The sequence below is a fragment of the Mesorhizobium sp. M3A.F.Ca.ET.080.04.2.1 genome (genome assembly GCF_003952525.1).
In the GTDB taxonomy this organism is placed as follows: domain Bacteria; phylum Pseudomonadota; class Alphaproteobacteria; order Rhizobiales; family Rhizobiaceae; genus Mesorhizobium.
The window spans coordinates 740,526-766,752 of the sequence record NZ_CP034451.1; the positions used below are offsets into that span (position 1 = coordinate 740,526).

The window sequence follows — 26,227 nt, forward strand, 5'->3', positions numbered from 1 at the left end:
GCGCGATTGGTGGACCATGACCGTGCGGCTGGCAAGACCGGTCAGCGCGGCACGCCGTCGCGCTGCAGGTCGATGGTTGCGTGCGCCTTCCGTTCGGCCTAAGCGAGACGGCTCAACGGGACCGCGACATGCCCATTCGCCTGAAGAAACTGATCGGCACCATTCTGCTGGTCGCCCTGGTCATCATCTATGCGCTGGTCGCTTCGGCCATCGCCGTGACCCGGCTCGCCGAGTTCGGCGCGACGGCTCACTTCCTGTTCTTTCTGCTCAGCGGCCTGCTCTGGGTGCTGCCCGCGATGGGCATCATCAAATGGCTGATCTTGGAGCCGCGGCCGAAGCGCTGAAACGGCGTCCCTGCAGTCAGACGGTCACGACTATCTTGCCGGCATTGGCGAGCGGCGTCGTCACGCCCGACAGCATCGTGCGGATATGTGCGACGCTCTGATAGCGGCCGTTGACCGAAATGCGCGGCAGCGCATGCAGGAAGCCGGCATGCTCAGCCTTCAACACGCCGTGCCGCGTTGTCACTGCGGAGGCATACCCGGCGTCGCGGGCGAAGCCTACCTCGCGGCAGCCGACGGCGCTGGCGTAGCCGTAAGGGTAAGCGAGGTGGCGCGGCTCTTCGCCCAGCTTTTCCTTCAGGATGCACCTGACGTCGCCGATTTCGTGCCGGGCGTCCGCCTCGGACAGCCGCTTCAGGTTACGGTGGTTGACTGTATGCGCACCGATCGTCACCAGCGAATGCGCCGCCATGGCGCGGATATCATCCCAGCTCATCAACGTGCCCGGACGGCCCGTGCCGAGCTCGATTCCGTTCGAACGCGCCAGATCGCGCAGCGCCCTGCCCTGATCCTGCTCGCGAACCTCGAGCGTCAGCCAGGCATGCAGGCGTTCGTTGGCCTGGAGCTTGCGGGCGGGGCTCGAGCAGTCGATCGTCGCGGGGCCGCTCGCGGTGGTCAGCGACAGGCTCGCGCTCGCATCGACGATGTCTTCGATCACGTCCCACCAGAGATCGGCGGCGCCGTCGATGAGGCCCGGAGCGACATAGATGGTGATCGGCGCGCCGTGGCGTTCCAGGACCGGCAGCGCCTCGGTCATGTTGTCGCGATAGGCATCGTCGGCGGTGATGGCGGCGAACGGATTTCTCATGCCGCCGGCCTTTACGCGCTCGATCGCCTCCTCCAGGCTGACAAAATCGTAACCGTCGGCCTTGATGCCGGAGATCAGGACATCGAGGAAGCTTGGCGCGATGTTGAGGTGGCGGTTGACGCCGTTCGGCTTTTCCGGTGTCGCGGTCACACGGTGCAGCATCAGAATGGCGCCGACGCCGCCGACGAACGGCCGCGCCAGCGGGGCAAGGCCGGAGTAGCGGGCAAGGTTCAGCGCCAGTTTCCGGATTGCCTCGCCCCCGTCGATCATTCCTTCACCTTTTACGCCTAGGCTCATCCACGCACGATTTGCGCCTACGCGAACCCGCAAGTCGGAAACCAATACGTCTTAAGGATTGAGGTATGGTTGACGCTAACGCGTCATTTGACGGCAATCGGGTCGCGGTCAACGAAGCCCCACCACGCCCGCTCGCCTCAATCCGGGACGGCCTTGCGACATTGGTGAGCGATGGCGCCGGCCTGGCCAGCTATACCGAATTCTGCGCTTCGGCGCTGTTCGCCCCGGCACAGAGCCCGTGCTGGCTGCGCAACTGGGTCAGCAAGACCGATGCCGACATCGTCATCGCAACTTTGATCATGGACGGCAGACCGGCATTATCGCTGGGACTGGAAGTCGTGAGCCGCGGACCATTCAAAGTCGCCCGCTTCGCCGGCGGCCGTCACGCCAATGGCAATTTCGCCGCAGCAGACATGCGCCAAATGCCAAGGATCGACGGCCCGGCGATCCGCTCCCTATTTAGCGCCATTGCCGAGGCACGGCGGGATATCGATCTCGTTTCGCTTGAACGGCTGCTTCCCGACCTCGATGGCGTTGCCAACCCACTCGCGGCGCTGCCCCATTTTGCGAGCCCGAACCTCGCTCTCGCTGTCGATCTCGCCGGCGGGTTCGACGCGCTGCTGGCGCGCGCAAGCGGCAAGCGCAAGCGCAAGAAGCACCGCTCGCAGACGCGCAAGTTCGAGGCTGTCGGCACCTTCCGCCGCATCGCGGCGCGCACACGGGACGAGGTCGACAGGCTGCTCGACGCCTTCTACGACATGAAGGAGCAGCGTTTCCGCAAAATGGGCATCGCCAACGTGTTCGGCGAGCAAGGCGTGCGTGCCTTCTTTCGCGCCTTGTTTGCCGATGCGCTTGCGGAGGAAAGGCCGGCCTTCCTGCTGCATGGGTTGGAGGTCGCCGGCAAGCTTCGTGCCGTCACCGGCTCCAGCCGCTCAGGCAAGCGCCTCATCTGCGAATTCGGCGCAATCGCCGAGGACGATCTCGCTTTCACCAGCCCCGGCGACTATCTGTTCTTCGACAATATCCAGGAAGCCTGTGAGCAAGGTTTCGGCGTCTACGACTTCTCGGTCGGCGACGAGCCTTACAAGCGGCTTTGGTGCGACCTCGCAGTGCAGCATTTCGAAGTTCTCGCCCCACTGACGCTGAAAGGCCGAGCGCTGGCGATAGGAGTCCGGCAAGGCGCGCGGGCAAAGGTCTTCATCAAGAACAATCAGACGGTCTGGAAGCTGACCAAGATGTTGCGCCGGAAGGCTGCAGGCAAGCCCGCGCCTGCTGCTGCCAACGACGATACCTGATCGTCACGATCGCGGCGCGGGCCGCGACGCCTGTTACGCCGCCGAGCGGCGCCCTGGGACCGGATTTCCCGGCGGTTCATGGCCGACAGGCGTGACCAGCGTGAGATTGGGATAGCCGTTCTCGATCAGCTTGACGGCGGCTTGCGTCACTTCCTCGTCGGCTTCGAGCATCGACAGGAAAACTTCGGTGCCGTCACCGACAAGCCTGCCGATGCCTTGCGCATCGGCCGGGCCGCATTCGACGACGACGAGATCATAGGCGGTGGTCAGCGACTGCATGATGATCGGCAAGCGGTCGGCGGCGCGCATGGAGCGGACCGGATCGGCGGTCCCAACGGGAATGACATGCGCGTCCGAGTAAAGATCGGGATGAATGACGTCGCTGAACTGCGCTTCGGAAGCAAGCAGGTTGGTGATGCCCGGAAATAGCCCGCTGTCCAGCATCGGCCGCGAGGCGGCACCGGAAGCGGTTAGATCAAGCAACAGGACGCGCAGGCCGGCGTCTGAAACTTCGCGTGCCACCAGCACGGCAGTGGCCGCCGCCTCGTCGCCTTCGGGCGAGACGAAGATGGCGCGCGCGGCCCCCGAGATGATCAGCTTCTCCGCCGCTCTCTCGACATCGATCTCCCCCAGCCTGGACTGCGGCGGCGCCTCGGCCGCAGGGAGATCCGCGACCTGTGCTTCGGCCGCTTCCAAGAGGGGTTCGGCAGCGACGCGTTCACCATTGTCGACAGCCGGCTGGTCGGCATCGTTGTTAGCCTCAGCGACCACCGGCGCCGGGCGCGCCACGGGCATCGCCACCTGTTCGATGCGGTCGAATGGGGCACCAGGCGCCGGTCGCATGGCACGGCCGGAGAACAACTCCGCCAAAAGAGTGCCAATGGCCATCAGCAGCAGCGATGCGGCGGCGGCGGCGCCCGTGATCGGCCCGATCTTGGGGAAATAGGGCTCGGTAGGGACCTGCGCTTTGGCGAGCAGACGGGCATCCACCGGAAGATAGTTGCGGTCCGCCCGGGAAGCCGCCTCGCGGTAGCTCGCCATATAGGATTCGAGCTGCTGGCGCTGAGCATTGGCGTCGCGCTGCAGCGCATCGAGTTGCACCTGCTGCTCGCCGGCGCGGGCCGAAGCGACCTTCAACTGGTTGACCTCGGAAACGAGCTGGTTCTCGCGAGCCTTGGCTGTCTGCGCCTGAGTCGCCAATCCCTTCAGGATCTTCTGCGCCTCGCTGCGGATTTGACCGTTGAGGTCGGCAAGCTGCGACTTCAACGCCCGGATGCGCGGATGGTTGTCCAGCAAGGTGGTCGACAGGTCGGCGATGCTGGTCCTGAGTTCAACCTGCCGCTCGAGCAGACGTTGGATCAGTTCCGAGGACAGTACCTCCGGCACGCTGTCGAGCGTGCCGCCATTCTGGAGCGCCTTGCGCACGCTGTCTGCCGTCGCCTCGGCAGCGGCGCGATTGGCGCGCACCCGCGAAAGCTCGCTAGACAGTTCGGAGAGCTGCTGGGTGGCAAGCACCGAATTGTTGCCGCCCATCAAGAGATCGGATTGAGCCCGATAGGCGGCAACCTTGGCTTCGGCCTCCTTCACCCGGTTCTGCAGATCGGTGATTTCCGGGCCAAGAAAGCCGGTGGCGGCGGAATTCGATTCCTTCTTTGCATTGGCCTTGGAGGCGAGATAGGCCTGGGCGATGGCGTCGGAAATCTTGGCGGCGAGAGCTGGATTCTTCGAGGAAAACTCAACCGCAATAACGTGAGTTTTTTCAATTCCATAGACGTTGAGCTTATCGTGCATTGCCTTGAGCACGCGCTCTTCCGGCGGGATGTCGAAGGGATCGCTCTTCAGGCCGACAAGGACAAGCGCGCGCGCCAGCGCCGACATTTTCAGCGCCTCGTCGAATTCTGGCAATTTCTCCAGGTCGAGATCGGCCGCAACCTGCTTGAGGATATCGGGGGACGATATGATCTGGACCTCGGTGGCCAGCGTCTCCTCGTCTGTTGCCGGCCGGTCGTCATTGCTCGAGCCGGCCGGCCGCGTGTAGACCGATTCGCGTGGCCCGATCTCCAGCTTGGCGGTCGCCTTGTATTGCGGCGTCGCGAGCCAGGCGAAGGCGAAAGCCAATCCCATTGCCGCCATCGTGACGACAAATATGCGCAGCCAGTTCCTCGCCAGGCTGGCGAAAAGCTGTCTCAGGTCGACATCGACATCCGCGGCCGCTGACTGAACGGACATGCATCCTGCTCCGGAGCTTTGAGTCGAGCGTGGACCGTAAACAACTATGGTAACTCAGGCGTTAAGATCGGACCGGGCGACCTATTAGAGATTGCTCAAGCACGCAGCATATAAAGCAGCAGAAATATTACGCTTTTCGACGATCCGCATTGTCTCGCACTCCAGTCCTTTACCGGCCATTAACCCTAACAGGATGATAACGATCCCGGGTTTCTTGGGGTGGCCGCGGCACTGGCTGCGAGAGCGATGAAGGTTCGTAACCGGTCATGAAAAGCACTTGTCTCTTTCGCGCTTTGCTTGCCTTGTCGCTGCTGACCGGCTGCTCCAGCTATCGACCGGCGCCCGCCGCTTTCCATGAGGTGCTGGACCAGCCCTACCGGCTCGGTGCCGGCGATCGCATCCGAGTCACCGTGTTCGAGCAGGACGGGCTGACAAATACCTACAGCGTCGACCAGTCCGGCTATATCTCCTTTCCCTTGGTCGGCGCCGTTCCGGCGCGCGGCCATACGGCCCACCAGCTCGAGAAGGAAATTGCCGACAAGTTGCGGCAGGGCTATCTGCGCGATCCCGATGTTTCGGTGGAGATCGACCGCTACCGGCCGATCTTCGTCATGGGCGAGGTCGGCGCCGCCGGCCAGTATTCCTATGTGCCGGGGCTGACAGTGCAAAAGGCAATCGCCATCGCCGGCGGCTTCACGCCCCGCGCCAACCAGGAGAGCGTCGACATCACCCGCGACATAAACGGCAAGGTGATGACCGGGCGGGTGGTGACTTCCGATCCGCTGCTGCCCGGCGACACCGTCTACGTCCGTGAACGCCTGTTCTGAAAACCAACGTGGCGGCGAACCTCAGGATCGTCCATTGCTTTCGCTCACCTGTCGGAGGAATCTTCCGGCATGTGCGCGACCTGACCGAGGCGCAGGTCGCGGCCGGCCATTCGGTCGGCATTGTCTGCGATTCGACCACCGGCGGCGACTACGAGGAGCGGCTGTTCGGGGCGATGAAGAACTGCCTGGCGCTCGGCATCCATCGCACGCCGATGCAGCGACACATCGGGCCGGGCGACGTCGCGGCGGCCTGGCGCACGTACAAGATCATCAAGGAATTGCGGCCGGACGTGCTGCACGGGCACGGCGCAAAGGGGGGCGCCTATGCCCGTCTGTTCGGCTCACTGTTGCGGGTCTCCAGGTTTCGCGTAGCCCGCCTTTATTCGCCGCATGGCGGCTCGCTGCACTATGACGAAACGACGGCCACCGGGAAGCTGTTCTTCGGGTTGGAGCGATCCATGGCGCGCTTCACCGACTGTCTGTTGTTCGTCTCCGATTACGAGCGGCGCACCTGGCGCCGAAAGGTCGGCGAGCCGTCCATCCCCAACAGGCTGGTCTATAACGGCCTGCGCGCGGCCGAATTCCATGCGGTGACGACGGCGCCAGATCCCGCCGACTTCCTCTACATCGGGATGATGCGCGACCTCAAAGGTCCCGACATCTTCATCGAGGCCCTGGCGCTCGCCGCCAACCAACTCGGCCGTCGCCCGAGCGCGGTGATGGTGGGCGATGGCGACGACCTGCCGCGCTACCACGCGCAGGTCAAACGTCTCGGGCTTTCGGATGATGTCCGCTTCCTGGCGCCGATGCCGGCGAGGCAGGCCTTCGCGCTGGCGCAGCTGATCGTGGTGCCCTCGCGCGCCGAGGCGATGCCCTATATCGTGCTGGAGGCGCTGGCCGCCGGTAGGCCGATGATCGCCACCGCGGTGGGCGGCATCCCGGAAATATTCGGCGAAGGGTCCCCTGCCCTGATCCGGCCCGATGCCGTTCAACTCGCGGACAGGATGAAAGCAGCCCTCGAAGACCTCGCCGCCTTTCGGCAGTTGATGCCGCAGACAGTCGAACTCAAATCCCGGTTCGGCGCCGACGTTATGGCCGCGGATATCGAAAAGACCTATTTCGCTGCGCTCGGCCGATAATCCGCGCAGCCATACAGCTTCAAAACCACTGGTTGTCTCAAGGCTTTCTTAGCTCTCTTTTGCTAAGCACCTCCGCGTTGTTTGCGGACACTCCCGATGAACGAGATCGACCCCGCGCGCCGCTTTTCCATGGACGTGGTGCGGAAATTGGACAGCCCAGCCGAGAGCGGAAAGCCCGGCGGCATCAACGACGTCGCCCGCCAGGTCGCCTCGCAGTACCGGCGTGATACGATGTCGCCGATCATGGTCAGCGGCGTGCTGCGCATGGTCGAATTCGCCCTGCTGTTCGGGTCGGGACTCGGACTCTATTTCCAGTATGTCGGCTTCTTCACCTATCTCGCCTGGCAGTATCCGCTGACGATCGCCGCTGCTTCGTTCATGGCGGTGGTGCTGCTCGACGTCAGCGATTGCTACCAGGTCGCGGCCCTGATGCGCCCGATCGCCAATTTCGGCCGGCTGCTGCTGGTATGGGCCGGAACCTTCGCGCTGATGGCACTGACGGCCTTTATCATGAAGATGTCGGAGGACTATTCGCGCCTGCTGTTCGGCACCTGGTTCGTCGTCGGCTTTGCCCTGATCTTCGGCCTGCGAGTGGTGATGGCGAGGCTCATCCGACGCTGGGCGCGCGATGGTCGAATGGAGCGCCGCGCCGTCATCGTCGGCGGCGGCAAAGCGGCCGAAGAGCTGATCCGCTCGGTCGAGAAGCAGCCCTATAACGACATTCGCATCTGCGGCATCTTCGACGATCGCGGCGACAAGCGCTCGCCGCCCATCGTCGCCGGCTACCCGAAGCTAGGCACCATCACGGAACTGATCGAATTCGCGCGCATCGCTCGCATTGACATGCTCATCGTGTCGCTGCCGCTGACGGCCGAATCGCGCGTCCTGCAACTCTTGAAGAAATTATGGGTGCTGCCCGTCGACATCCGGCTGTCGGCGCATTCGAACGCGCTGCAGTTCCGCCCGCGCGCCTATTCCTACATCGGCTCGGTGCCGATGCTCGACATCTTCGACAAGCCGATCAACGACTGGGACTCGGTCGCCAAGCGCGCCTTCGACATCGTCTTCTCGCTGGTCGGCATCATCCTGTTCTCGCCAGTGATGATCGCGACTGCCATCGCCATCAAGCTCGACAGCAGGGGTCCGGTGCTGTTCAAGCAGAAGCGGCATGGCTTCAACAACGAGATCATCGAGGTCTACAAGTTCCGCTCGATGTACACCGACAAGTCGGATCCGACCGCCAAGCAGACAGTGACCAAGAACGATCCGCGCGTGACCCGCGTCGGCCGCTTCATCCGCAAGACCTCGATCGACGAGCTGCCGCAGTTCTTCAACGCGCTGCTCGGCTCGTTGTCGCTGGTCGGGCCGCGCCCGCATGCGATCGCCGCACAGTCCCACAACCTGCTCTACAACGAGGTGGTGGACGGCTATTTCGCCCGCCACAAGGTGAAGCCCGGCGTCACCGGCTGGGCGCAGATCAATGGCTGGCGCGGCGAGATGGACACCAACGAGAAGATCCGCATGCGCACCGAATACGACCTCCACTATATCGAGAACTGGTCGATGCTGTTCGACCTGCGCATCCTGTTCCTGACGCCGGTCCGACTGCTCAACACGGAAAACGCCTATTGAGCGCGGTCACGCATGAGCTGTCGCCAGCCGCGGTCAACAAGTTGCCGCTTCAGGCGGTCAACCAGTTGCCGCCTCGGGCGGTCAACCAGGTGCCGCCTCGGGCGGTCAACGCCAAGCTGATCGCGCTGATCTCGTCCGGCGCAATCATGTTCGGCATTCTTCTCTCCGGCTTCGTCATCAGCGAGCCCGCGCCTTACGAGCTTTATATGGCCGCGCTGATCGCCGTCTGGGCGCTGTTCGGCTTGCGGATCTCGCGGGCAATCATGCCGCTGCTGGTGCTGCTGGTGGCGATGAACATCGGCGGCATGATCGCGATGACGCAGATGTCGGACCTTGCCAACACTCCGCTCTATCTCGCCGTCTCGCTGTTCCTCGCCTTCAGCGCGGTCTTCTTCGCCTCGGTGACATCGGTCCAGCCCGATCTCTACCGCCTGATCTTCATCGCCTATGTCGTGTCGGCGGTCGCCACCTCCCTGCTCGGCATAGCCGGCTATTTCCATGCCTTCCCGGGCGCCGAGATGTTCACCAAATACGACCGCGCCGCCGGCGCCTTCCAGGACCCCAACGTGTTCGGCCCGTTCCTGGTGCTGCCCGGCACCTACCTGCTCTATCTCCTGATGACCGGGCCGGCGTCGCGCATGCCGCTGCTTGCGGTGCCGCTGCTCGTCGTCGCGGCCGGCATCTTCTTTTCCTTCTCGCGCGGCGCCTGGGGCATGTTCGCCGTGTCGGCGGTGCTGCTCACCGCCTGCCTCTTCCTGCAGAGCGCAAGCAGCCGGTTCAGGCTGCGGCTGGTGGTGATGACGATCGCGGCGCTCGCCCTGCTCGTGATCGCCATCCTCGTCATCCTGCAACTGCCCGGCGTGTCGGACATGTTCAGCCAGCGCGCGCATCTGGAGCAGAGCTACGACACGGCCCGCCTCGGCCGCTTCGCCCGCTACACGATCGGCTTTCAGATGGCGCTGGAGCACCCGTTCGGCATCGGCCCGCTGGTGTTCGGCACCCTCTTCGGCGAGGACACGCACGACATCTGGCTGAAGGCCCTGATGGACTATGGCTGGCTCGGCTTCGTGTCATTCCTGACGCTGACGCTATGGACCATCAGCGCAGGCTTTCGCATCATTTTGCGCGACCGGCCGTGGCAGCCCTATCTGCTCTGCGCCTTTGTCGCCTATCTCGGCAATATCGGGCTCGGCACCTTCATCGACATCGACCATTGGCGCCATCTCTATCTGCTGCTCGGCCTGATCTGGGGCGCGATCGCGTTGGAATACCGGCATCAGAAGCATTTGCGGCTGGGCCTAGGGCCGCAATTCGCCATGGGGAATTCGTCGGGGCGATACCTTGCCGAATTCGGTTGACCGGCACCGGGTTATCACGATACATCGCCACCCGGTCCGGAGTGTAGCGCAGCCCGGTAGCGCACTTGACTGGGGGTCAAGGGGTCGTCGGTTCGAATCCGGCCACTCCGACCATTTAAATCCTTGATGTCCCCAAGTCTTTCAGCACCGTCGACACATCGAACGGCTTCTGCTCTTAGCGGCTTGTGCCGTTACCCAAAGCCAAACGGACCCCCAATCCGACGATGACGCATCCGGCAATTCGCTGCTGCCAGAGCCGCACATGAGGGCGCGCCATAATCCAGGCGCCGATCGAACCGGCCGCGAGAGCATAGGCTCCTAGCACCAGAACGCCCGTCAATTTCTGAGTCGCCCCTAGCAGCAAGAGTTGCGATGTCACCGAACTGCCATGCGGTTCGACAAACTGAGGCAGAAATGCAACCATGAAAGTGATGGGCCAAGGGTTGATCAGATTGGCAACCATCCCTTCCCGTGCAGCGGCGAGCGGCTTGATGTCCCTGACTTGCTGGGACGCCATAGCGGGCGACGCGAAGATCAGCCGCACGCCAAGCCAAATCAGATAGGCTGCTCCCATCCATTGCAGCATTGCAAAGGCAAACGGCGACGCTCTTACGAGCGATGAAACTCCAATCGCGATCAACGGAAGTTGCACCATGCCGGCGCCGGCTGTCATCCCCAACACCGTAAACAAGGCAACTCCACGCCCCTGGCCGATGCCACGGGCCATGACAAGCATGCTGTCCGGGCCTGGTGGCATCTGTAGCAGGATGACAGTTCCAACAAAGGCTATCCAGTGCGCCGGGTTCATCTTGGCTGACTCGCATCGTCTACTCCCAACCGTTTGGCCGGCTTCGAGGTTCCTCTGCGATTCAGGCGCCTTCACCAGCACGCTACTGGCAAACGTCGACCCATTTGGCATCGACGAGCTCGGCCATGCGTTGCGGCGTGATGCGCACGGCGGCGTTGGTGGCGCCGGCGGCGGGAACGACCTCGTCGAAGGCTCGCAGCGTGACGTCGCAATAGACCGGCAGCGGCGCCGGCAGGCCGAACGGGCAGACGCCGCCGGGCGGATGGCTGGTTGCCGCAAGCACCTGCTCGCCGTCGAGCATGCGCGGCTTGCCGCCGAGAGTGTCCTTGCACTTGCGGTTGTCGAGCCTGGCGGTGCCGCTTGTCACCACCAGCATGGTCTCGTCGCCGACACGCAGGCAGATGGTCTTGGCGATCTGCTCCGGCAGCACGCCATGGGCCTCGGCGGCCAGCGCCACCGTCGCAGAACTGGCCTCGGTGACGATCACCTCGATGTCGGGCGCATGTTCGGCGAAGAATGCGCGGACCGATTCCAAGCTCATCTCTAACCTCGTCGGAGAGGATGCCAGTCGGCGCCAGCGAATCGACCGGCGACGGACGGGATTGGCACATAGGGCGCCGCCGATTGGCAAGAGCCGGTGGCCAATCGTCGGAGACGCAAAAAAGCCCGCCTGGCAAGGCCTTGGCGGGCTTTCAGTCCCTGAGTGCGCACCTCTATTGTCGCGTCGGCCGGCTTTCCACGGCGGGTACGCTGATCAATTCCTCTTCCGGCATCTGCAGCGCGGAAGCGATACGTCGGAGTTTGACGGGATCGGCGTCCCTGCCATCCTCGATGTCGATGATCTCGCCAACGGCCAAACCGCAGGTCAAAGAAAGCTCCTCAATTGTATATCCCCTGGTTTCGCGCACGGCCTTGAGGGCGTTGTAGCCGGGCGCAGCAATCATTTCGCTGGAAACTGCGTTTCTTGCGGTGTTGGGCATGGCAACTCCTTGGGGTGAAACAGAATGATGAAATGCTGGCGTTGCCTGAGACGGGCGGGAGAATGATCGTTAACAGGTGATTTGCCAAGCCGCTCGTCACGGCGTCACGCCATCGTGACCCGCAAATGGCCGCGAAAACCGCGCAATTCCGCCATTCCGCGGCCTTCATTCCAGCGATCAAGTTGTTTTGAGGAATGAAACGTCGAGTTGATCGACGCTGCCGTGCCGCCAATGCCTCAGGTCGACATCGCTGCTCGTCGCGACTCAGTCGGGAGGAAGCGGGGGAATTCGCGGCTGCGTTTCCGGCAGATGTGAGCGGTGTCGTCACCGCATGCCCAGCAGCAGCTGCAGCTCGCTTGCCCTGCTATCGTGGCGGAAACCACGGCCTTGTTTCGCCCGATGCGAGGCCAAAGGGTGCTCCAGGAGGCGATCAGCCAGCCAGAAACAATCCAGAAACAAAAATCTACAGTTGGGAAAAATTGTCGAAAAAATCCAGGAGGATAGTCCCGATCGCGAGGCTTGGGTCACCGATTTGGTGCGGTGGATCTCGGAAGGCCCGCATACAAAGGAAACTAAGTTATGAAGAAGTCCCTCCTCTCCGCCCTTGGGCTGGCTCTGGCCCTGGCGTTCACGATGCCGATCCTCGGCGCGACCAGTGCTGATGCTGCGCCGGTGACGAAGCACCACCATCACCGTCATCACCACAAGCATCATCGCATGCATCACCACCATCATCATCACCACCACAAGAAGGTGGCTCCGAAGAAGGCCTGATTCTTCCCGCCATCTGCCGATGGGAGGCAGGCCTTCACGTTGACCGGGCTTGGCCTTTCCATCGGTATTTTGTATCTCGATTGTCCTTAGTCTTCTCTCATGCCGCCGCCGGATATGGCCAATCCTCCACATTAGGCGTTGCGTCAGCGATTGTGCTTGAAGCCCACCGGTCCGCTGAGCCCCAAGCCGGCAATGGCTGACGAGCAATCGGGACCGGTATCGACCCACCCCTCCCGCTGGCGGCATCGATCGCAACCCCGCACCGGCCTCCAGACTTACGACCGAGGCCGCAATTCGCCTGCGGGCAGCGTTCGGTCTTGATCGGTCATCAGCCGATCGCTGCAAGAAATCTGAACCGTCGCGTGAACCTTTCCTGTCCGGGCTGCACCAAGCTGTCATGGACGCCAAGAAGGCTCCCCAACCCGAAGGACGCCCAGACGGCGATCCTCAACCCAATGGAAGGAAATGATCACATGACCAACTTCAAGCGCATCTCGCTCGCCGCGGCCCTCGTCGTCTCGGCTTTCGGTTCGGTTTCGGCTCCGGCCGTTGCGGGTACGCATCCCACCGGCGACGGCGGTGCGGTCTGCAAGGGCGCCGGCTCGTGTCTGGTGCTGCAGATCGACTGCAAGGGCACCTACACCGACGCCACCGACAAGAACGGCACCGTCTATGGCAAGTGCAGCCAGGTCATGAAAGTCGACCCCAAGACCCGGCTCAAATTGGCGAACTGAGGCGCTAAGCCTTCGTCTTGATGCACGACCTTGTCGCTGGACCGCTCCGGGCGACATGCATTCCTGGCACGGAAATGGCGGCCGTCATGGACGGCCGCCATTTCTGTTTCCGTAATTCCGGCGAAGGTTCAACGCCGACTGAGCAGCAGCCCGGCAAGCAACCCGACCACGACCAATCCAACGGCGGCAGCCGTCGCAGGATGGTCGCGCGCCGTGCGTTCGAGCGCGCTACCCCTGCGCCGAATTGCCGGCAGAGCGTCGTGCAGCCGTTCGGCAAGCTCTGAATAGTAGTCCGACGCTGCCGCGCGACCATCGTCATAGTAAGCGTCCCCGCGTCTGGCCAAGGCCGACCGAAGATCTGTCAACTGGCGCGACAGCGAGGCGATCTGCTTGTCCAGGTCGAGGTCCGAGAGAGACGAAAATGAAGCCATGCCGGAAGTCCTTCTCTGTCAGAGAAGGCCTAACGCATGGAAGCAGCGGCAGTTCCGGGCTCCAGGCCTAGCGCACCTGATCGAGCAGGCGCTTGCACTCGAGCAGATCGAACAAGGCCTCCTGCAGCAGAGCGCGGTTGTCGCGCGACAGTTTTCCGGAATCCGGCTGCACCGGACCATCCTCTTCAGCCTTGCCGAGGCCGAAGAAGCGGCGGCTGGGCTTGACCTTGGGCTGGCCGACCAAGGCGTCCTCGTCGCCGGCGCGCGGTTGGGCGGCGACCGTCAACGGGACCTGCTCGGCCTGCCGGCGTTGCGCAATCGCTTCGACGGCCGCCATGTCGCCATTGCCGATGGCGACCAGGAAGTGATTGCCGTTCTCGCGCAGCAGCTTCTGCACGCCCTTGATCGTGTAGCCCTGGTCGTAGAGCATGTGACGTATGCCCTTGATCAGTTCGACGTCCTGCGGCCGGTAGTAGCGGCGGCCGCCGCCGCGCTTCATCGGCTTGATCTGGTTGAAGCGCGTCTCCCAGAAACGCAGCACGTGTTGCGGCAGGTCGAGATCTTCCGCGACTTCGCTGATGGTGCGGAAAGCATCCGGGCTCTTGTCCATGGGCGAATCCTCACACTGGACCATGATCCGGCAATGATGCCGAATCGCGCCTTATTTCAGCGGTTTATGAAACAATATTCAAGCCCGGCGTCAAAGCGATCCGGGGTTTTCAACTGGCATTCGCAGCGGGCGCTACTTGCTGCCCTTGGCCTTGCTGTTCTGGTGCGAGCGCAGGATGCGGTTCTTCAGCACATTTGATGATTTGAACGTCATCACGCGGCGCGGCAGGATCGGCACTTCCTCGCCGGTCTTCGGGTTGCGGCCGATGCGTTCGTTCTTGGAGCGGACATGGAAGGTGGCAAAAGACGATAGCTTGACCGTCTCGCCGCGGACGATGGCTTCGCAAATCTCGTCCAGCACCGCTTCGACGAGCTCCGCCGATTCAGTTCGCGACAAGCCGACTTTGCGGTACACGGCTTCGGCAAGGTCGGCGCGCGTAAGTGTCTTTCCCCCCATGCGACCGTCCCATCAGCTCAAAAAACGTAAATCGATACAGGCAAAGGCAGAGCCTAAGTAATTGATCCGGCAAGGTCAAGGGAGCGAACCCGTCCGTTCGGCACTTACCAGCGAACCAACACCGCCCCCCAGGTGAAGCCCCCACCCATCGCCTCCAGCAGCACCAGGTCACCCTTCTTGATGCGGCCGTCGGCAATGGCCACCGACAACGCCAGCGGCACGGAGGCAGCCGAGGTGTTACCGTGTAGATCGACGGTGACAACCACTTTTTCCTCGGCAATCCCGAGCTTCCTGGCGGAAGCGTCAATAATGCGTTTATTGGCCTGATGCGGCACGAACCAGTCGAGGTCTTCCGCCGTGATCCCGGCCTGCGCGAACGTCGCCTCGATGACGTCGGTGATCATGCCGACCGCGTGCTTGAACACTTCGCGGCCCTCCATCCTGAGATGGCCGACCGATCCCGTGGTCGAAGGACCGCCGTCGACGAAGAGCTTTTCCTTGTGGACGCCGTCGGAGCGCAGGCTTGCCGCCAGCACGCCGCGATCGGCGATGCCGCCCGTCCCTTCGCCGGCCTCCAGCACCACCGCGCCGGCGCCGTCGCCGAACAGAACGCAGGTGGAGCGGTCGCTCCAGTCGAGAATACGCGAGAAGGTTTCAGCGCCGATCACCAGCACACGCTTCGCCAACCCGCCGCGGATATAAAGATCGGCGGTGGCAATCGCATAGACGAAGCCGGAGCACACGGCCTGCATGTCGAAGGCAAAACCGTGATGCATGCCAAGCCGGTTCTGGATCTCGACGGCGGTCGCGGGAAAGGTGTTGTTGGGCGTCGACGTCGCAAGCACGACGAGATCGATGTCGGCCGGCGTGAGAGCGGCACTGTCGAGCGCGGCGCGTGCGGCTGCCTCGCCCAGCGAAGCAGTCGTCTCGTCATCGGCCGCGATATGGCGCTGACGAATGCCGGTGCGCTGGACGATCCACTCGTCGGACGTCTCCACCATGCCTTCGAAATCGGCATTCTTCATGATGCGGCGGGGCAGCGCGGCACCGTTGCCGCGCACGACTGATCTGATCAAGGCTCTTTCCTATTTCTCGGCGTCGACGGCGACACCGGATTTCCTGTTTGCCTGGGCATGCGGATTGCGCGCATGGAACAGATCAAGGTCGGCCTCGATGCGGTCAAGCAAATTGTTGCGCACCATGTCGTAGCCGAGTTCGATCGCGGCGGCAAAGCCGTCCGAATCGGCGCCGCCGTGGCTCTTCACGACGATGCCGTTGAGACCCAGGAAGACGCCGCCATTGGAGCGGCCGACATCCATCTTCTCGCGCAGCCGATCAAAAGCGCCCTTGGCGAAGACATAGCCGATCTTGGCCATCAGCGTGCGGCTCATGGCGGCGCGCAGATAGCCGGCGATCTGCCTTGCGGTTCCTTCGGCGGTTTTCAGCGCGATGTTGCCGGCAAAGCCTTCGGTGACCACGACGTCGACCGTGCCTTTGCCGATGTCGTCGCCTTCGACGAAGCCGCGATAGTTCATCGAAGCCATGTTGGCCTCGCGCAGCATGCGGCCGGCCTCCTTGACTTCTTCCTGACCCTTGATCTCCTCGACGCCGACATTGAGCAGGCCCACACTCGGCCGTTCGACGCCGAACACCGAGCGCGCCATGCCGGTGCCCAGAATCGCGAAATCGATGAGCTGGTGCGCGTCCGCGCCGATCGTGGCGCCGACATCCAGCACCACGCTTTCGCCGCGCGTCGTCGGCCAGAGCGCTGCGATCGCCGGACGATCGATGGTCGCCATGGTGCGCAGGCAGAATTTCGACATCGCCATCAGAGCGCCGGTGTTGCCCGCCGAAATGCAGGCCTGCGCCGAGCCGGACTTCACCGCCTCGACAGCTTTCCACATCGACGATTTCCAGCGCCCGTGGCGCAGCGCCTGGCTCGGCTTGTCGTCCATCCTGACCGCGATCTCGCAGTGGACGAATTCGCTCACCTCGGCCAGTTTCGGGAACTTGGCCAGTTCGGGACGCACGGCGTCCTCGCGGCCATAGATGACAAAACGGATGTCAGGGCGGCGGATGGCGACCGTCATCAGCGCAGGGATGACGACGCCGGGTCCGTGATCTCCGCCCATGGCATCGATGGAAATCCTGATCACGCGGTGTTTTTCTCACGGTTTGCCTGGCTTGCGGGGGGCGCCTGCCAAGGTAAGGGGGCTCGCGAAGGTTCGGCGAAAATAGCGGTTTTGGGCTGCCGCACAACCAACTTTTCCAAATTCCGGCCGCCTTCAGGTTTTTCCGAGCAGCGACCGCAGTTTTTTCTGGAATTCGCTTTCCTCAGGTTCGTCCCCGCCCGCAGCATCGAGCGAGGCTCCGGGTTTGCGCGGATAAGGATCGATCGCCAGACCGAAGAACTGCTCGGCCAAGGCGCCGACGTCGATGGTGTCGCCGGAGAATGTCTCCGGACTGTCTGGTCCATCGGCATCAAGCACGATCTCGCCGCCGCCCTCGAAACCCTCGCGTCCAAGCTTCGATTGCTCGGGCAGGAACAGCGCCTCCACCGGCTCGTCTATATTGGCTGCGACCGGGTCGAGAGTGACGATACAGGCCTGCGTGATGTCGGCCTCGACACGGCCGCTGATTTTGACGCCGTTGCGCTTCCATGACGACACCAGAAGCTCGGCGCGGTAGCGCTCCACCGAGAGCAGCCCGTGCTCGCTGGCAAGCGCGGCACGCTGGCTCTCGTCGGCCTCGACGACCACAGGCAATCCTTTCTGCGGCAGGCGGGCGACATTGGCGACAAAGGAAACCGGGCTTCGCGGTTCGGCGTGTCTCATCTCCGGCTCCATCAGGCTGCCATCGCGGTCGGGAACGCAAGGGTGCCGGCCACGATCGATTCGGTCGACTGGCCGGCCAGTTGCCTCGATGCTTCCGAAACATAAGCCGCGAGGGACGATGCCTGCGGCCAGGGACCGGCATCCGGCCTGACATTGCGGGCCAGCGCCGCGGCGAGCGCGGCGCGGTCGTCGTCCTTCAAGGCATCGTCATAGGCAGCGGTGCGGCCATAAAACATCTTTGCCAGCTTCTTCATGCGCTTCGGCACGCCAACATCGCTGACGCCCAGTTCCCTCAGGGAATGGTCGACATCGAGGAAGAACTCGTCGATCAGCACCTGCGCGACCTCGGCCGCCGCGCCAGCCTCCGCCCGCAGCCTGTGCTGGACAAGGTACATATGCAGCGACAGCATCTCGAAGCGGCCAAGCGGCGTATCAGGCACATTCCACTCTGAATAAAAGACAGTCTGCCGCGCCGCCGCCACGATTTGTGCGTAGAGCGCCTCGGTGATAGCGCGGTTGGCATGGCGTTCGCGGCCAAAAAGGCGCTGGAACATAGAGGGTGGTCTCCCGGGGACCTTTTGTTTGAATTGGCCTTGTTGCATCGGCAGGCAAGCTGGTTTACCGGTTTTGCGGCCCAGCGCAAGTTGCGGGGATGTGATGGAGAATTGTTGTTGGGTGCGCTGAAATTCAAGTCGGTTTTTGCGCCGATGCCCGCGGGCATGGCGTCGCTGCTGTTGGCGGTATCAGCGCTCTCGGCATGCAACACGTCAAAGATGGTCGGCGACCTCAACCCGAGCGAGACGCTGACGCAGGGCTATGTCATCGATCAAGCGGCGATCGACTCGGTGCCCGTCGGGTCAAGTCGCGAGCAGGTGCTTCTGGCGCTCGGCACCCCGTCGACGACGGCGACCTTCGACAACGAGGCCTTCTACTACATCTCGCAGACGCGCAAGCGTTACGTCGCCTTCGACAAGCCGCGCCTGGTCGACCAGAAGGTGCTGGCGGTCTATTTCGGCGCCGATGGACGCGTCAGCCAAATCGCCAATTACGGAATGAAGGACGGCAAGATCTTCGACTTCATCTCGAGGACGACGCCGACCGGCGGCAAGGACCAGAACTTCCTCAGCCAGATCATCAACGGCGCCAGCAAGCTGGCGCCTGGCATCCCGGGTGGCGGCGGCACGCCCTGAGATCTCTCCCGGCTTTCGCAGATCAGAACCCGTCGGCTCGCCGGCGGGTTTTTTGTTTGCGGTGCTTAGCTCACAAGCAAAACCCGCGGGATCACTCCCGCGGGTTTTCGCGTGGGAACGGATCCGGATCAGCCGTGCGCGAGCACGGCAAGCAACAGCAGCGCCACGATGTTGGTGATCTTGATCGCCGGGTTGACCGCCGGACCGGCGGTATCCTTGTAGGGGTCGCCGACGGTGTCGCCGGTGACCGAGGCCTTGTGCGCCTCGGAACCCTTCAAGTGCTTGATGCCGTCCTTGTCGGTGAAGCCGTCCTCGAACGACTTCTTAGCATTGTCCCAGGCGCCGCCGCCGGAGGTCATCGAAACGGCGACGAAAAGGCCGTTGACGATGACGCCGAGCAGCGAGGCGCCGAGCGCGGCAAAGGCCGAGGCCTTCGAGCCGGAGATCAGCAGCACGCCGAAATAGACGACGAGCGGCGCCAGCACCGGCAGCAGCGAGGGAATGATCATTTCGCGGATCGCGGCCTTGGTCAGCAGGTCGACCGCGCGGGCATAGTTCGGCTTCGACGTGCCGGCCATGATGCCCTTGTCCTCGCGGAACTGCTTGCGCACCTCCTCGACGATCGAGCCGGCGGCGCGGCCGACGGCGGTCATGGCAATGCCGCCGAACAGGTACGGAATCAGACCGCCGAAGATCAGGCCGGCGACGACATAGGGATTGGAGAGGTCGAAGGAAACCTCGCCCATGCCCTGGAAGTAGGGATATTTGTCGCCATTGGCCGCAAAGAACTTCAGGTCGTTCGAATAGGCCGCGAACAGCACCAGCGCGCCGAGGCCGGCCGAACCGATCGCATAGCCTTTGGTCACCGCCTTGGTGGTGTTGCCGACAGCGTCGAGCGCGTCGGTGGAATGGCGCACTTCTTTCGGCAGACCCGACATTTCGGCAATGCCGCCGGCATTGTCGGTGACCGGGCCGAAAGCGTCGAGCGCCACGATCATGCCGGCGAGGCCGAGCATGGTGGTGACCGCGATCGCCGTGCCGAAGAGTCCGCCGAGCTGGTAGGTCGCGATGATGCCGCCGACGATGACGATCGCCGGCAGTGCCGTCGATTCCAGCGAGACCGCGAGCCCCTGGATGACGTTGGTGCCGTGGCCGGTCACCGAAGCCTGGGCGATCGAATTGACCGGGCGCTTGTTGGTGCCGGTATAATATTCGGTGATCACCACGATGAGGCCGGTCACAGCCAGGCCGACCAGGCCGCATACGAACAGGTTCTTGCCGGTGATGGCGATGCCGCCGACGGTGCCGACCTCGCCCCAGCCGAGCGTCGCCGAAGTTGCCGCGCCGAGGCCGACGATCGACAGCAGGCCGGTGACAATCAGGCCCTTGTAGAGTGCGCCCATGATCGAGCCGTTGGAGCCCAGCTTGACGAAGAAGGTGCCGACGATCGAGGTCAGGATGCAGGCGCCGCAGATGGCCAGCGGATAGAGCATGGCGGCACCCAGAACGGCGGTGCCGCCGAAGAAGATGGCGGCCAGCACCATGGTGGCGACGACGGTCACCGCATAGGTTTCGAACAGGTCCGCGGCCATGCCGGCGCAGTCGCCGACATTGTCACCGACATTGTCGGCGATGGTAGCCGGATTGCGCGGATCGTCCTCAGGGATGCCGGCCTCCACCTTGCCGACAAGATCGCCGCCGACGTCCGCGCCCTTGGTGAAGATGCCGCCGCCGAGACGGGCGAAGATCGAGATCAGCGAAGCGCCGAAGCCAAGCGAGACCAGCGAGTCGATGACGACGCGGTCATTGGGCTGCAGGCCGAGCGGACCCGTGAGGATGAGGTAGTAGATCGAGACGCCGAGCAGCGCCAGCCCCGCCACCAGCAGGCCGGTGATGGCGCCGGACTTGAAGGCGATGTCGAGGCCGGCGGCAAGGCTGTTGGACGCGGCCTGTGCGGTGCGCACATTGGCGCGCACCGAGACATGCATGCCTATGAAGCCGGCAGCGCCCGACAGCACGGCGCCGATCAGAAAGCCGATCGCGGAGGTGATGGACAGCAGCCACCAGGCGAGCACGAGCACGACGATGCCGACGACGGCGATGGTCGTGTACTGGCGGGCCAGATAGGCCTGGGCACCCTCGCGAATGGCAGCAGAGATTTCCTGCATGCGCTGGTTGCCCTGGTCGGACGCGAGGACCGAACGTGTCGCCCAGATGGCGTACAGGACTGAAAGCAGGCCGCAGGCGATGACGGCGGAAATGATGGTCATTGCCGGATTTTCCTCGATTGTTGGCCCAGAAGAACCCCTCCCTGGACCGTTGAGACGGGGGACGGATGACGCCAAGCGGAATCCGCCCCTTCGCTGGCGTGTATGCGAAACAGGGCTTGGAACGTCAAGATATTGTTCGGTTTTTGCCCTGCTTTCACCGGAATGACGGGCGCCACGCCGGGCATCCTGGCGCGGCTTTCAAAATTAGATCGATTGAAATGACGTTGAGTAACCGTTCCGGACGAGATCTTTTGACGATCCTCCGGCAAGGCATTCCAGCCCACGCCGACGACCTGCCCGCGGACGTTTGCCGGCGTCGATCGGCACCGCCGGAACGACGACAATCAGGCCAGCCGACCCGGTCGCGGCAGGCGCAACGTCAGTCGGCGGCGCGCACTTCCCGCAGTTTCAGGGCGCCAAGCGCCATAAAGCATAGCACGGTGACGGGAAGCACTATCCAGTTCAGCATGGTCCAGCCCCAGGCGTTGTAGACCGCACCGGACATCAGCGAAGCGAAGGCGACGGAACCGAACAGGACGAAGTCGTGGAAGCCCTGAACCTTGCCCTTTTCCGAAGTTCGGTAGCTGGCGGCAACCATGGCGGTGGCGCCGATGAATCCGAAATTCCAGCCGAGCCCGAGCAGGATCAGCGCCGTCCAGAACTGCCATAATGCGAGGCCCGAAAGCGCCACCACGGCGCAACCTATGAGCAGGACCAGCCCGACGGCAACAATGCGCTCGGCGCCGAAGCGATGGATCAGCGAACCGGTGAAGAAGCTTGGCCCGAACATTGCCATGACATGCCAGGAGATTCCCAGCGTGGCGTCGTCGGTCGAGAGCCCACAGCCTACCATGGCGAGCGGCGCTCCGGTCATGACGAAGCTCATCAACGCGTAGCTGCCGACGGCGCAGAACAGTGCTGCGACGAAGCGCGGCTGGGTAGCGATCTCAACCAGCGGCCGGGCGTCGCTTGCGGCGGCTTCGGTGGCGATTCTTGTGCGCCTGGACATGTGCAGGAACGAAAGGATGACGGCGCCAACCGCGGCCAGCACCAGGATCGAGGCGAAGGACCCGGCAAACATCACGGGCGCCAGGAGTTCGCGGGTGTAGATGACGATCTGCGGTCCAAGGATGGCGGTGACGATGCCGCCAGCCAGGACGAAGGAAATGGCGCGCGCCTTGAATTCCGACGGCGCATTGTCGGCGGCGGCGAAACGGAACTGCTGGACGAAGGCTCCGCCGACGCCGATGATGCCAAGTCCAAAGGCGAACAGCCAGAAGCTGGCCCGATAGAGCGCCACCGTCGCGACGAGGCCACCCAGCGCGGTGACGATCGTCCCGGTCATGAAACCGCCGCGATGGCCAAGCCGGCGGATGATGGCGGCTGCCGGCAGGGCGCCGAGCGCGACGCCGAGATTGAAGCCGGTGACGGGGGCTGTCGCCAGAGATTTGTCGGGGCCGAGCAGATATTGTCCGGCGAGCGCGCCGAGCGAAATGGCGATGGGCGCGGCGGAGCCGACAATGGCCTGCGCCGCCGCCAGCAGCAGCGCCGTGCGGCGCGCCTCCCTGCCAGCCCCGGCGACCACAGCCGAGGCCGCGGTCATGAAGCGTCCTTGCCGCGACCCTCGCCGCGCACCCGGCGGGCGACGCGATCGAGCACGGCATTGACCAGCTTGGGCTCGTCCTCCTCGTAGAAGGCTTTGGCGATGTCGACATATTCCGAGACGATGACGGCCACTGGCACGTCGTCACGTTTCATCAGCTCGTAGACGCCGGCGCGCAGGATGGCGCGCAGCGTCGAATCCAGCCTCGACAGCGGCCAGTCGTCGGTGAGCGCCTGGTGGATCACCGGATCGATGGTCTTCTGGTTCTCGACGACGCCGGTCAGGATGGCGCGGAACCATTGCGCGTCCGCCTCGCGATAAAGCGCGCCGTCGACTTCCTTGCCGAGGCGGAAGGCCTCGTATTCGGCGGTGGTTTCGAACACGCCGCTGCCGGCAACATCCATCTGGTAGAGCGCCTGAACGGCAGCCAGACGGGCGGCGCCGCGCTTGTTGGCGTGGCGCACGGCACCGGTCGAACCGGGATCGCTCACGATTGCGCTCCCAATTTCTCTTTCAGAGCGATCATGGTCAGCGCCGCGCGGGCGGCGAAGCCGCCCTTGTCGCCTTCGCTGCGCCTGGCGCGGGTCCAGGCCTGCGCGTCATTCTCGGTGGTCAGGATGCCATTCCCGATCGCGATCGCCTCATGCACCGACAGATCCATCAGCGCGCGGCTCGACTCATTGGCGACGATGTCGAAATGATAGGTGTCGCCCCGGATAATGGTGCCGAGCGCAACGAAACCATCGTAACGCGCGCCGCCTTCGCCGGCGCCGTCCAGCGCGAAGGATATCACGGCCGGGATTTCCAGCGAACCCGGGACGGTGACGACGTCATAGGTGGCGCCCGCTTCGTCCAGCGCGCCGGTCGCGCCTTCGAGCAGCGCGTCGGCGAGATCGTCGTGAAAGCGCGCCTCGATGATGAGCAGGTGCGCCTTCGCCTTCGGACGAATGAACGCTTTGCCGTGTTCGGATATGCCAGCCATAAAAGTCTCCGGGGGATCGCCGGTGACTTAGGCCGAAGCCGGGTTGATCGCAAGCGGAAGATGTTACTATGCGACGCTGCGTAATTTAATCAGGCCGACGTGTTGGTGCAGTCTCCAGGTCTCTGGCCCAAGCCTCGATCTCTTTCTGATCAATCACTCGGCCAGCATCGATATCCGCCAGCACCTCAAAGCTCATCCGTCGATGATCGACCGCCTTCTGCCTTCGGCCTGAACCATCAAAGCCCTTCTTTAGCCGCCTCCACCAATCGTGCGGCATAGCGCGCCATGGTGTCGATTTCGATATTGACGCGGTCGCCGGTCCGGCGGTCGCCCCAGGTGGTGACGCTCAGCGAATGCTGGATCAAGAGCACGTCGAAACGGGTGCCTTCGACCTTGTTGACGGTGAGCGACGTGCCATCGAGCGCGACCGAGCCCTTCGGCGCAATGAATCGCGCGAGGTGGCGTGGCGCGTCCAGCGTGAAACGCACGGCATCGCCCTCTTCCTTGCGCTCGACGATCTGGGCCGTGCCGTCGACATGGCCGGAGACGATATGGCCGCCGAGCTCGTCGCCGATCTTCAGCGCCCGCTCGAGGTTGATCCGGGTGCCGGATTTCCAGCCTGCTGCGGTGGTCAGCCTGAGCGCTTCTTCCCAGGCCTCGACCTCGAACCAGCGCGCGTTGGAGCCCTGCTCGGGCAATCCGGTCACGGTCAGGCAGACGCCGCCGCAGGAAATCGAAGCGCCGATCGCAATCGTCGCGGGGTCGTACGCCGTGTCGATGCGCAGGCCGATACCTTCGCTGAGCCGCTTCACGTTGGCGACAGTGCCAACGTCGGTGACAATTCCGGTAAACATCAGTTTCGGTCTTTCCGTATGACCATGCTCCTATCCAAGAACCGGTCCTCACTTCTTGGAGTCATGGTCGTGTCCACTCGGCGTAGCCGTCCTCCCCGAAGCGCATTTCGCGCAACTTGCGGAAACCCGGCGGGATGTGGTCAGCGTCTATAGGCGATGCAATGCCGTCCTCGCCGATCGCATCCGGCCCTCGGAACAACACGATGCGGTCGACCAGTTCTTCGTCCAGGAACGCCTTGGCGACCTTGGCGCCGCCCTCGACGAGCACGCTCGCCATGCCGAGTGCCGCCAGATCCTCGAGCAATTCCGGCAAAGCCACCTCGCCTTCATGCGTCTCGGTGCCGATGAAATGCACGCCAGCGCGCTCGAGAGCTGCCCTGCGGTGCGCGTCGGCTTCGAGGCAGGCCGCCACATAGAGCGGCACGTGGTCTACGCCGGAGACCAGCTTTGAGGATTCGGGCAGGCGAATCTGGCGATCGAGGATGATGCGCGCCGGCGAGCGGGTCTCCAGGCCCGGCAGGCGCACGGTCAGCGCAGGATCATCCTCCAGCGCCGTGCCGATGCCGACAAGAATGGCGTCGGCCTCGGCGCGCATCATATAGACCTCGCGGCGCGCAATCTCGCCGGTGATCGCGATCTGGCCGGCCCCTCTCCTGCCGATCTTGCCGTCGCTCGAAAGCGCAAGCTTCAGTATCACTTCGGGCCGCTTCTTAAGCGATCGAATCAAGTAACCGGCCATCTGCTCGGAAGCTTCGGCGGCCAGCACTTTCTCCACCACCTCTATGCCGGCGGAGCGCAGGATGGCGTAGCCCCTACCGGAGACGCGCGGGTCGGGATCGCTCGCTGAACCCACGACCCGAGCAATGCCGGCGTTGACCAGCGCATTCGCACAGGGCGGCGTGCGGCCGTGATGGGCGCAAGGCTCCAACGTGACATAGGCGGTGGCGCCCCGCGCCAATTCGCCTGCCTCCACCAACGCTTCGGTCTCGGCATGCGGCCGGCCGCCGACGGCAGTGACGCCGGTGCCAACGATCATCGGGCCGGCGCCGTCGTCGCGTACGATGATCGTGCCGACTGAGGGATTGGTCGAGGTGCGTCCGGCATTGCGACGCGATAGCCTCAGCGCCGCGGCCATGTAGCGGCGATCAAGAGCTCCCTGTTCGGCCTCGCTCAATCGAGATCCCGCCATGCTCAGCCGGCGTCCTCTTCACTTTTTTCCTCGTCGCCCTTCAATTCGCCCAGCAGTTCGTGGAAATCCTTGGCTTCGCGGAAATTGCGATAGACCGAGGCGAAGCGGACATAGGCGACGTCGTCGAGCGACTTGAGCGCCTCCATCACCAGGCGGCCGACCTCGCCCGAGGCCACTTCCGTTTCGCCGGAGCTTTCCAACTGGCGCACGATTCCGGTCACTGCGCGGTCGATGCGCTCGGGGTCGACATTGCGCTTGCGCACCGCGATCTCGACCGAGCGCAGGAGTTTGTCGCGATCGAACGGAACCTTGCGGCCGGACTTCTTGATGACGACGAGGTCGCGCAGTTGCACGCGCTCGAACGTGGTGAAGCGGCCGCCGCAATCGGGACACACGCGCCGCCTGCGGATTGCCGCGCCATCCTCGGCCGGGCGCGAATCCTTCACCTGCGTATCTTCGGACTGGCAATAGGGGCAGCGCATGGAGAGCCTTTGGTTCGCGATTCTTGGCTTGCGGAAAGGCTTAGTGCTTTTTGCCGCTATGGCAAAGCCAGGAGGTCTTTCGCGCTTCACAGATAGCGAGGCGC

At 63.5% G+C, this 26,227-nt stretch carries 28 protein-coding genes and 1 tRNA gene; 10 read left to right on the forward strand and 19 right to left on the reverse strand.

Annotated features, from left to right (window positions below; genetic code table 11):
• The first annotated feature begins 128 nt into the window (after window positions 1–128).
• Window positions 129–344: a DUF2842 domain-containing protein gene (locus tag EJ074_RS03490; protein WP_095807290.1), complete on the forward strand. Its 216-nt coding sequence runs from the start codon at window positions 129–131 to the stop codon at window positions 342–344.
• A 16-nt stretch (window positions 345–360) separates the two neighbouring features.
• Here the strand turns inward: EJ074_RS03490 and EJ074_RS03495 are convergent, their stop codons facing one another.
• Complete coding sequence (locus tag EJ074_RS03495) at window positions 361–1,419, reverse strand: polysaccharide deacetylase family protein (protein WP_129552774.1); 1,059 nt, start codon at window positions 1,417–1,419, stop codon at window positions 361–363.
• A 92-nt stretch (window positions 1,420–1,511) separates the two neighbouring features.
• On the opposite strand from EJ074_RS03495, the gene EJ074_RS03500 reads away from it, so the two are divergent.
• Entirely contained in the window at window positions 1,512–2,741 is a 1,230-nt protein-coding gene (locus EJ074_RS03500) for a GNAT family N-acetyltransferase (RefSeq protein WP_095807288.1), read from the forward strand.
• Between the two features lie 33 nt (window positions 2,742–2,774).
• Here the strand turns inward: EJ074_RS03500 and EJ074_RS03505 are convergent, their stop codons facing one another.
• A complete protein-coding gene (locus EJ074_RS03505; RefSeq protein ID WP_095807287.1) occupies window positions 2,775–4,970 on the reverse strand; it encodes an exopolysaccharide transport family protein in 2,196 nt (731 codons plus the stop codon).
• Window positions 4,971–5,236: 266 nt separating this feature from the next.
• On the opposite strand from EJ074_RS03505, the gene EJ074_RS03510 reads away from it, so the two are divergent.
• From EJ074_RS03510 to EJ074_RS03530, 5 genes are all read left to right on the forward strand, one after another.
• Window positions 5,237–5,797 carry a polysaccharide biosynthesis/export family protein gene (locus EJ074_RS03510; protein WP_095807286.1) on the forward strand — a complete coding sequence of 187 codons (561 nt, stop codon included), beginning with the start codon at window positions 5,237–5,239 and terminating at the stop codon, window positions 5,795–5,797.
• Between the two features lie 8 nt (window positions 5,798–5,805).
• Window positions 5,806–6,936: a glycosyltransferase gene (locus EJ074_RS03515; protein WP_095807285.1), complete on the forward strand. Its 1,131-nt coding sequence runs from the start codon at window positions 5,806–5,808 to the stop codon at window positions 6,934–6,936.
• Between the two features lie 96 nt (window positions 6,937–7,032).
• Window positions 7,033–8,568, forward strand: coding sequence for an undecaprenyl-phosphate glucose phosphotransferase (locus EJ074_RS03520; RefSeq protein ID WP_095807284.1), 1,536 nt, complete (start codon window positions 7,033–7,035; stop codon window positions 8,566–8,568).
• 146 nt (window positions 8,569–8,714) lie between these two features.
• A complete protein-coding gene (locus EJ074_RS03525; RefSeq protein ID WP_129553988.1) occupies window positions 8,715–9,926 on the forward strand; it encodes an O-antigen ligase family protein in 1,212 nt (403 codons plus the stop codon).
• A 37-nt stretch (window positions 9,927–9,963) separates the two neighbouring features.
• Window positions 9,964–10,040: transfer RNA gene (locus tag EJ074_RS03530), tRNA-Pro, on the forward strand.
• 61 nt (window positions 10,041–10,101) lie between these two features.
• Here EJ074_RS03530 and EJ074_RS03535 read toward each other — a convergent pair.
• The 3 genes from EJ074_RS03535 to EJ074_RS03545 all read right to left on the reverse strand — a co-directional run bounded on the left by EJ074_RS03535 (window position 10,102) and on the right by EJ074_RS03545 (window position 11,714).
• Window positions 10,102–10,734, reverse strand: coding sequence for a LysE family translocator (locus EJ074_RS03535; RefSeq protein WP_095808403.1), 633 nt, complete (start codon window positions 10,732–10,734; stop codon window positions 10,102–10,104).
• Window positions 10,735–10,816: 82 nt separating this feature from the next.
• Entirely contained in the window at window positions 10,817–11,275 is a 459-nt protein-coding gene (locus tag EJ074_RS03540; protein ID WP_095808280.1) for a YbaK/EbsC family protein, read from the reverse strand.
• Window positions 11,276–11,447: 172 nt separating this feature from the next.
• Entirely contained in the window at window positions 11,448–11,714 is a 267-nt protein-coding gene (locus tag EJ074_RS03545; RefSeq protein WP_095808281.1) for a helix-turn-helix transcriptional regulator, read from the reverse strand.
• A gap of 579 nt (window positions 11,715–12,293) precedes the next feature.
• On the opposite strand from EJ074_RS03545, the gene EJ074_RS03550 reads away from it, so the two are divergent.
• Complete coding sequence (locus EJ074_RS03550) at window positions 12,294–12,488, forward strand: hypothetical protein (RefSeq protein ID WP_129552775.1); 195 nt, start codon at window positions 12,294–12,296, stop codon at window positions 12,486–12,488.
• 473 nt (window positions 12,489–12,961) lie between these two features.
• Complete coding sequence (locus EJ074_RS03555; protein ID WP_245420539.1) at window positions 12,962–13,222, forward strand: hypothetical protein; 261 nt, start codon at window positions 12,962–12,964, stop codon at window positions 13,220–13,222.
• Window positions 13,223–13,350: 128 nt separating this feature from the next.
• On the opposite strand, the gene EJ074_RS03560 is transcribed toward EJ074_RS03555, so the two are convergent.
• From EJ074_RS03560 to EJ074_RS03590, 7 genes are all read right to left on the reverse strand, one after another.
• Window positions 13,351–13,653, reverse strand: coding sequence for a DUF883 family protein (locus EJ074_RS03560; RefSeq protein ID WP_095808288.1), 303 nt, complete (start codon window positions 13,651–13,653; stop codon window positions 13,351–13,353).
• A 67-nt stretch (window positions 13,654–13,720) separates the two neighbouring features.
• Window positions 13,721–14,263, reverse strand: coding sequence for a MerR family transcriptional regulator (locus EJ074_RS03565; RefSeq protein WP_095808289.1), 543 nt, complete (start codon window positions 14,261–14,263; stop codon window positions 13,721–13,723).
• Window positions 14,264–14,395: 132 nt separating this feature from the next.
• On the reverse strand, window positions 14,396–14,719 hold the full coding sequence (locus tag EJ074_RS03570; RefSeq protein WP_095808290.1) for an integration host factor subunit alpha: 324 nt from the start codon (window positions 14,717–14,719) through the stop codon (window positions 14,396–14,398).
• Window positions 14,720–14,823: 104 nt separating this feature from the next.
• On the reverse strand, window positions 14,824–15,795 hold the full coding sequence (locus EJ074_RS03575; protein WP_095808291.1) for a beta-ketoacyl-ACP synthase III: 972 nt from the start codon (window positions 15,793–15,795) through the stop codon (window positions 14,824–14,826).
• A gap of 9 nt (window positions 15,796–15,804) precedes the next feature.
• Window positions 15,805–16,875, reverse strand: coding sequence for a phosphate acyltransferase PlsX (plsX, locus tag EJ074_RS03580; RefSeq protein ID WP_095808292.1), 1,071 nt, complete (start codon window positions 16,873–16,875; stop codon window positions 15,805–15,807).
• A gap of 129 nt (window positions 16,876–17,004) precedes the next feature.
• Window positions 17,005–17,553: a DUF177 domain-containing protein gene (locus EJ074_RS03585; protein WP_095808405.1), complete on the reverse strand. Its 549-nt coding sequence runs from the start codon at window positions 17,551–17,553 to the stop codon at window positions 17,005–17,007.
• Window positions 17,554–17,564: 11 nt separating this feature from the next.
• The gene (locus EJ074_RS03590) at window positions 17,565–18,107 is read right to left on the reverse strand and encodes a ubiquinol-cytochrome C chaperone family protein (protein WP_095808293.1); all 543 of its coding nucleotides are present in this window, start codon (window positions 18,105–18,107) and stop codon (window positions 17,565–17,567) included.
• 117 nt (window positions 18,108–18,224) lie between these two features.
• On the opposite strand from EJ074_RS03590, the gene EJ074_RS03595 reads away from it, so the two are divergent.
• The gene (locus EJ074_RS03595) at window positions 18,225–18,743 is read left to right on the forward strand and encodes an outer membrane protein assembly factor BamE (protein WP_095808294.1); all 519 of its coding nucleotides are present in this window, start codon (window positions 18,225–18,227) and stop codon (window positions 18,741–18,743) included.
• Window positions 18,744–18,871: 128 nt separating this feature from the next.
• Here EJ074_RS03595 and EJ074_RS03600 read toward each other — a convergent pair whose 3' ends face one another.
• The 7 genes from EJ074_RS03600 to nrdR all read right to left on the reverse strand — a co-directional run bounded on the left by EJ074_RS03600 (window position 18,872) and on the right by nrdR (window position 26,123).
• On the reverse strand, window positions 18,872–21,013 hold the full coding sequence (locus EJ074_RS03600) for a sodium-translocating pyrophosphatase (RefSeq protein ID WP_095808295.1): 2,142 nt from the start codon (window positions 21,011–21,013) through the stop codon (window positions 18,872–18,874).
• Between the two features lie 379 nt (window positions 21,014–21,392).
• Window positions 21,393–22,616: an MFS transporter gene (locus tag EJ074_RS03605; protein WP_095808296.1), complete on the reverse strand. Its 1,224-nt coding sequence runs from the start codon at window positions 22,614–22,616 to the stop codon at window positions 21,393–21,395.
• Window positions 22,613–23,107 carry a transcription antitermination factor NusB gene (gene nusB, locus EJ074_RS03610; RefSeq protein WP_095808297.1) on the reverse strand — a complete coding sequence of 165 codons (495 nt, stop codon included), beginning with the start codon at window positions 23,105–23,107 and terminating at the stop codon, window positions 22,613–22,615. Before nusB ends, EJ074_RS03605 begins: the two co-directional genes overlap by 4 nt.
• Window positions 23,104–23,598 carry a 6,7-dimethyl-8-ribityllumazine synthase gene (ribH, locus tag EJ074_RS03615; protein WP_095808298.1) on the reverse strand — a complete coding sequence of 165 codons (495 nt, stop codon included), beginning with the start codon at window positions 23,596–23,598 and terminating at the stop codon, window positions 23,104–23,106. The genes nusB and ribH overlap by 4 nt, the downstream gene beginning before the upstream one ends.
• Before the next feature lie 236 nt (window positions 23,599–23,834).
• Complete coding sequence (locus EJ074_RS03620) at window positions 23,835–24,452, reverse strand: riboflavin synthase (RefSeq protein ID WP_095808299.1); 618 nt, start codon at window positions 24,450–24,452, stop codon at window positions 23,835–23,837.
• Window positions 24,453–24,513: 61 nt separating this feature from the next.
• Window positions 24,514–25,641 carry a bifunctional diaminohydroxyphosphoribosylaminopyrimidine deaminase/5-amino-6-(5-phosphoribosylamino)uracil reductase RibD gene (ribD, locus tag EJ074_RS03625; protein ID WP_165349843.1) on the reverse strand — a complete coding sequence of 376 codons (1,128 nt, stop codon included), beginning with the start codon at window positions 25,639–25,641 and terminating at the stop codon, window positions 24,514–24,516.
• A gap of 2 nt (window positions 25,642–25,643) precedes the next feature.
• The gene (gene nrdR, locus EJ074_RS03630) at window positions 25,644–26,123 is read right to left on the reverse strand and encodes a transcriptional regulator NrdR (RefSeq protein ID WP_095808301.1); all 480 of its coding nucleotides are present in this window, start codon (window positions 26,121–26,123) and stop codon (window positions 25,644–25,646) included.
• Between the last annotated feature and the right edge of the window lie 104 nt (window positions 26,124–26,227).

Bases quoted from the DNA above. Each gene is read 5' to 3' on its own strand.
- EJ074_RS03540 (WP_095808280.1), bottom strand. From the start codon at position 11,275: ATGAGCTTGGAATCGGTCCGCGCATTCTTCGCCGAACATGCGCCCGAC.
- EJ074_RS03520 (WP_095807284.1), top strand. From the start codon at position 7,033: ATGAACGAGATCGACCCCGCGCGCCGCTTTTCCATGGACGTGGTGCGG.
- EJ074_RS03495 (WP_129552774.1), bottom strand. From the start codon at position 1,419: ATGATCGACGGGGGCGAGGCAATCCGGAAACTGGCGCTGAACCTTGCC.
- EJ074_RS03550 (WP_129552775.1), top strand. From the start codon at position 12,294: ATGAAGAAGTCCCTCCTCTCCGCCCTTGGGCTGGCTCTGGCCCTGGCG.
- EJ074_RS03560 (WP_095808288.1), bottom strand. From the start codon at position 13,653: ATGGCTTCATTTTCGTCTCTCTCGGACCTCGACCTGGACAAGCAGATC.
- EJ074_RS03570 (WP_095808290.1), bottom strand. From the start codon at position 14,719: ATGGGGGGAAAGACACTTACGCGCGCCGACCTTGCCGAAGCCGTGTAC.
- EJ074_RS03500 (WP_095807288.1), top strand. From the start codon at position 1,512: ATGGTTGACGCTAACGCGTCATTTGACGGCAATCGGGTCGCGGTCAAC.
- EJ074_RS03590 (WP_095808293.1), bottom strand. From the start codon at position 18,107: ATGTTCCAGCGCCTTTTTGGCCGCGAACGCCATGCCAACCGCGCTATC.
- nrdR (WP_095808301.1), bottom strand. From the start codon at position 26,123: ATGCGCTGCCCCTATTGCCAGTCCGAAGATACGCAGGTGAAGGATTCG.
- EJ074_RS03510 (WP_095807286.1), top strand. From the start codon at position 5,237: ATGAAAAGCACTTGTCTCTTTCGCGCTTTGCTTGCCTTGTCGCTGCTG.
- EJ074_RS03490 (WP_095807290.1), top strand. From the start codon at position 129: ATGCCCATTCGCCTGAAGAAACTGATCGGCACCATTCTGCTGGTCGCC.
- EJ074_RS03555 (WP_245420539.1), top strand. From the start codon at position 12,962: ATGACCAACTTCAAGCGCATCTCGCTCGCCGCGGCCCTCGTCGTCTCG.
- EJ074_RS03505 (WP_095807287.1), bottom strand. From the start codon at position 4,970: ATGTCCGTTCAGTCAGCGGCCGCGGATGTCGATGTCGACCTGAGACAG.
- EJ074_RS03535 (WP_095808403.1), bottom strand. From the start codon at position 10,734: ATGAACCCGGCGCACTGGATAGCCTTTGTTGGAACTGTCATCCTGCTA.
- EJ074_RS03620 (WP_095808299.1), bottom strand. From the start codon at position 24,452: ATGTTTACCGGAATTGTCACCGACGTTGGCACTGTCGCCAACGTGAAG.
- EJ074_RS03565 (WP_095808289.1), bottom strand. From the start codon at position 14,263: ATGGACAAGAGCCCGGATGCTTTCCGCACCATCAGCGAAGTCGCGGAA.
- EJ074_RS03585 (WP_095808405.1), bottom strand. From the start codon at position 17,553: ATGAGACACGCCGAACCGCGAAGCCCGGTTTCCTTTGTCGCCAATGTC.
- EJ074_RS03605 (WP_095808296.1), bottom strand. From the start codon at position 22,616: ATGACCGCGGCCTCGGCTGTGGTCGCCGGGGCTGGCAGGGAGGCGCGC.
- ribH (WP_095808298.1), bottom strand. From the start codon at position 23,598: ATGGCTGGCATATCCGAACACGGCAAAGCGTTCATTCGTCCGAAGGCG.
- EJ074_RS03545 (WP_095808281.1), bottom strand. From the start codon at position 11,714: ATGCCCAACACCGCAAGAAACGCAGTTTCCAGCGAAATGATTGCTGCG.
- EJ074_RS03600 (WP_095808295.1), bottom strand. From the start codon at position 21,013: ATGACCATCATTTCCGCCGTCATCGCCTGCGGCCTGCTTTCAGTCCTG.
- ribD (WP_165349843.1), bottom strand. From the start codon at position 25,641: ATGGCGGGATCTCGATTGAGCGAGGCCGAACAGGGAGCTCTTGATCGC.
- EJ074_RS03525 (WP_129553988.1), top strand. From the start codon at position 8,715: ATGTTCGGCATTCTTCTCTCCGGCTTCGTCATCAGCGAGCCCGCGCCT.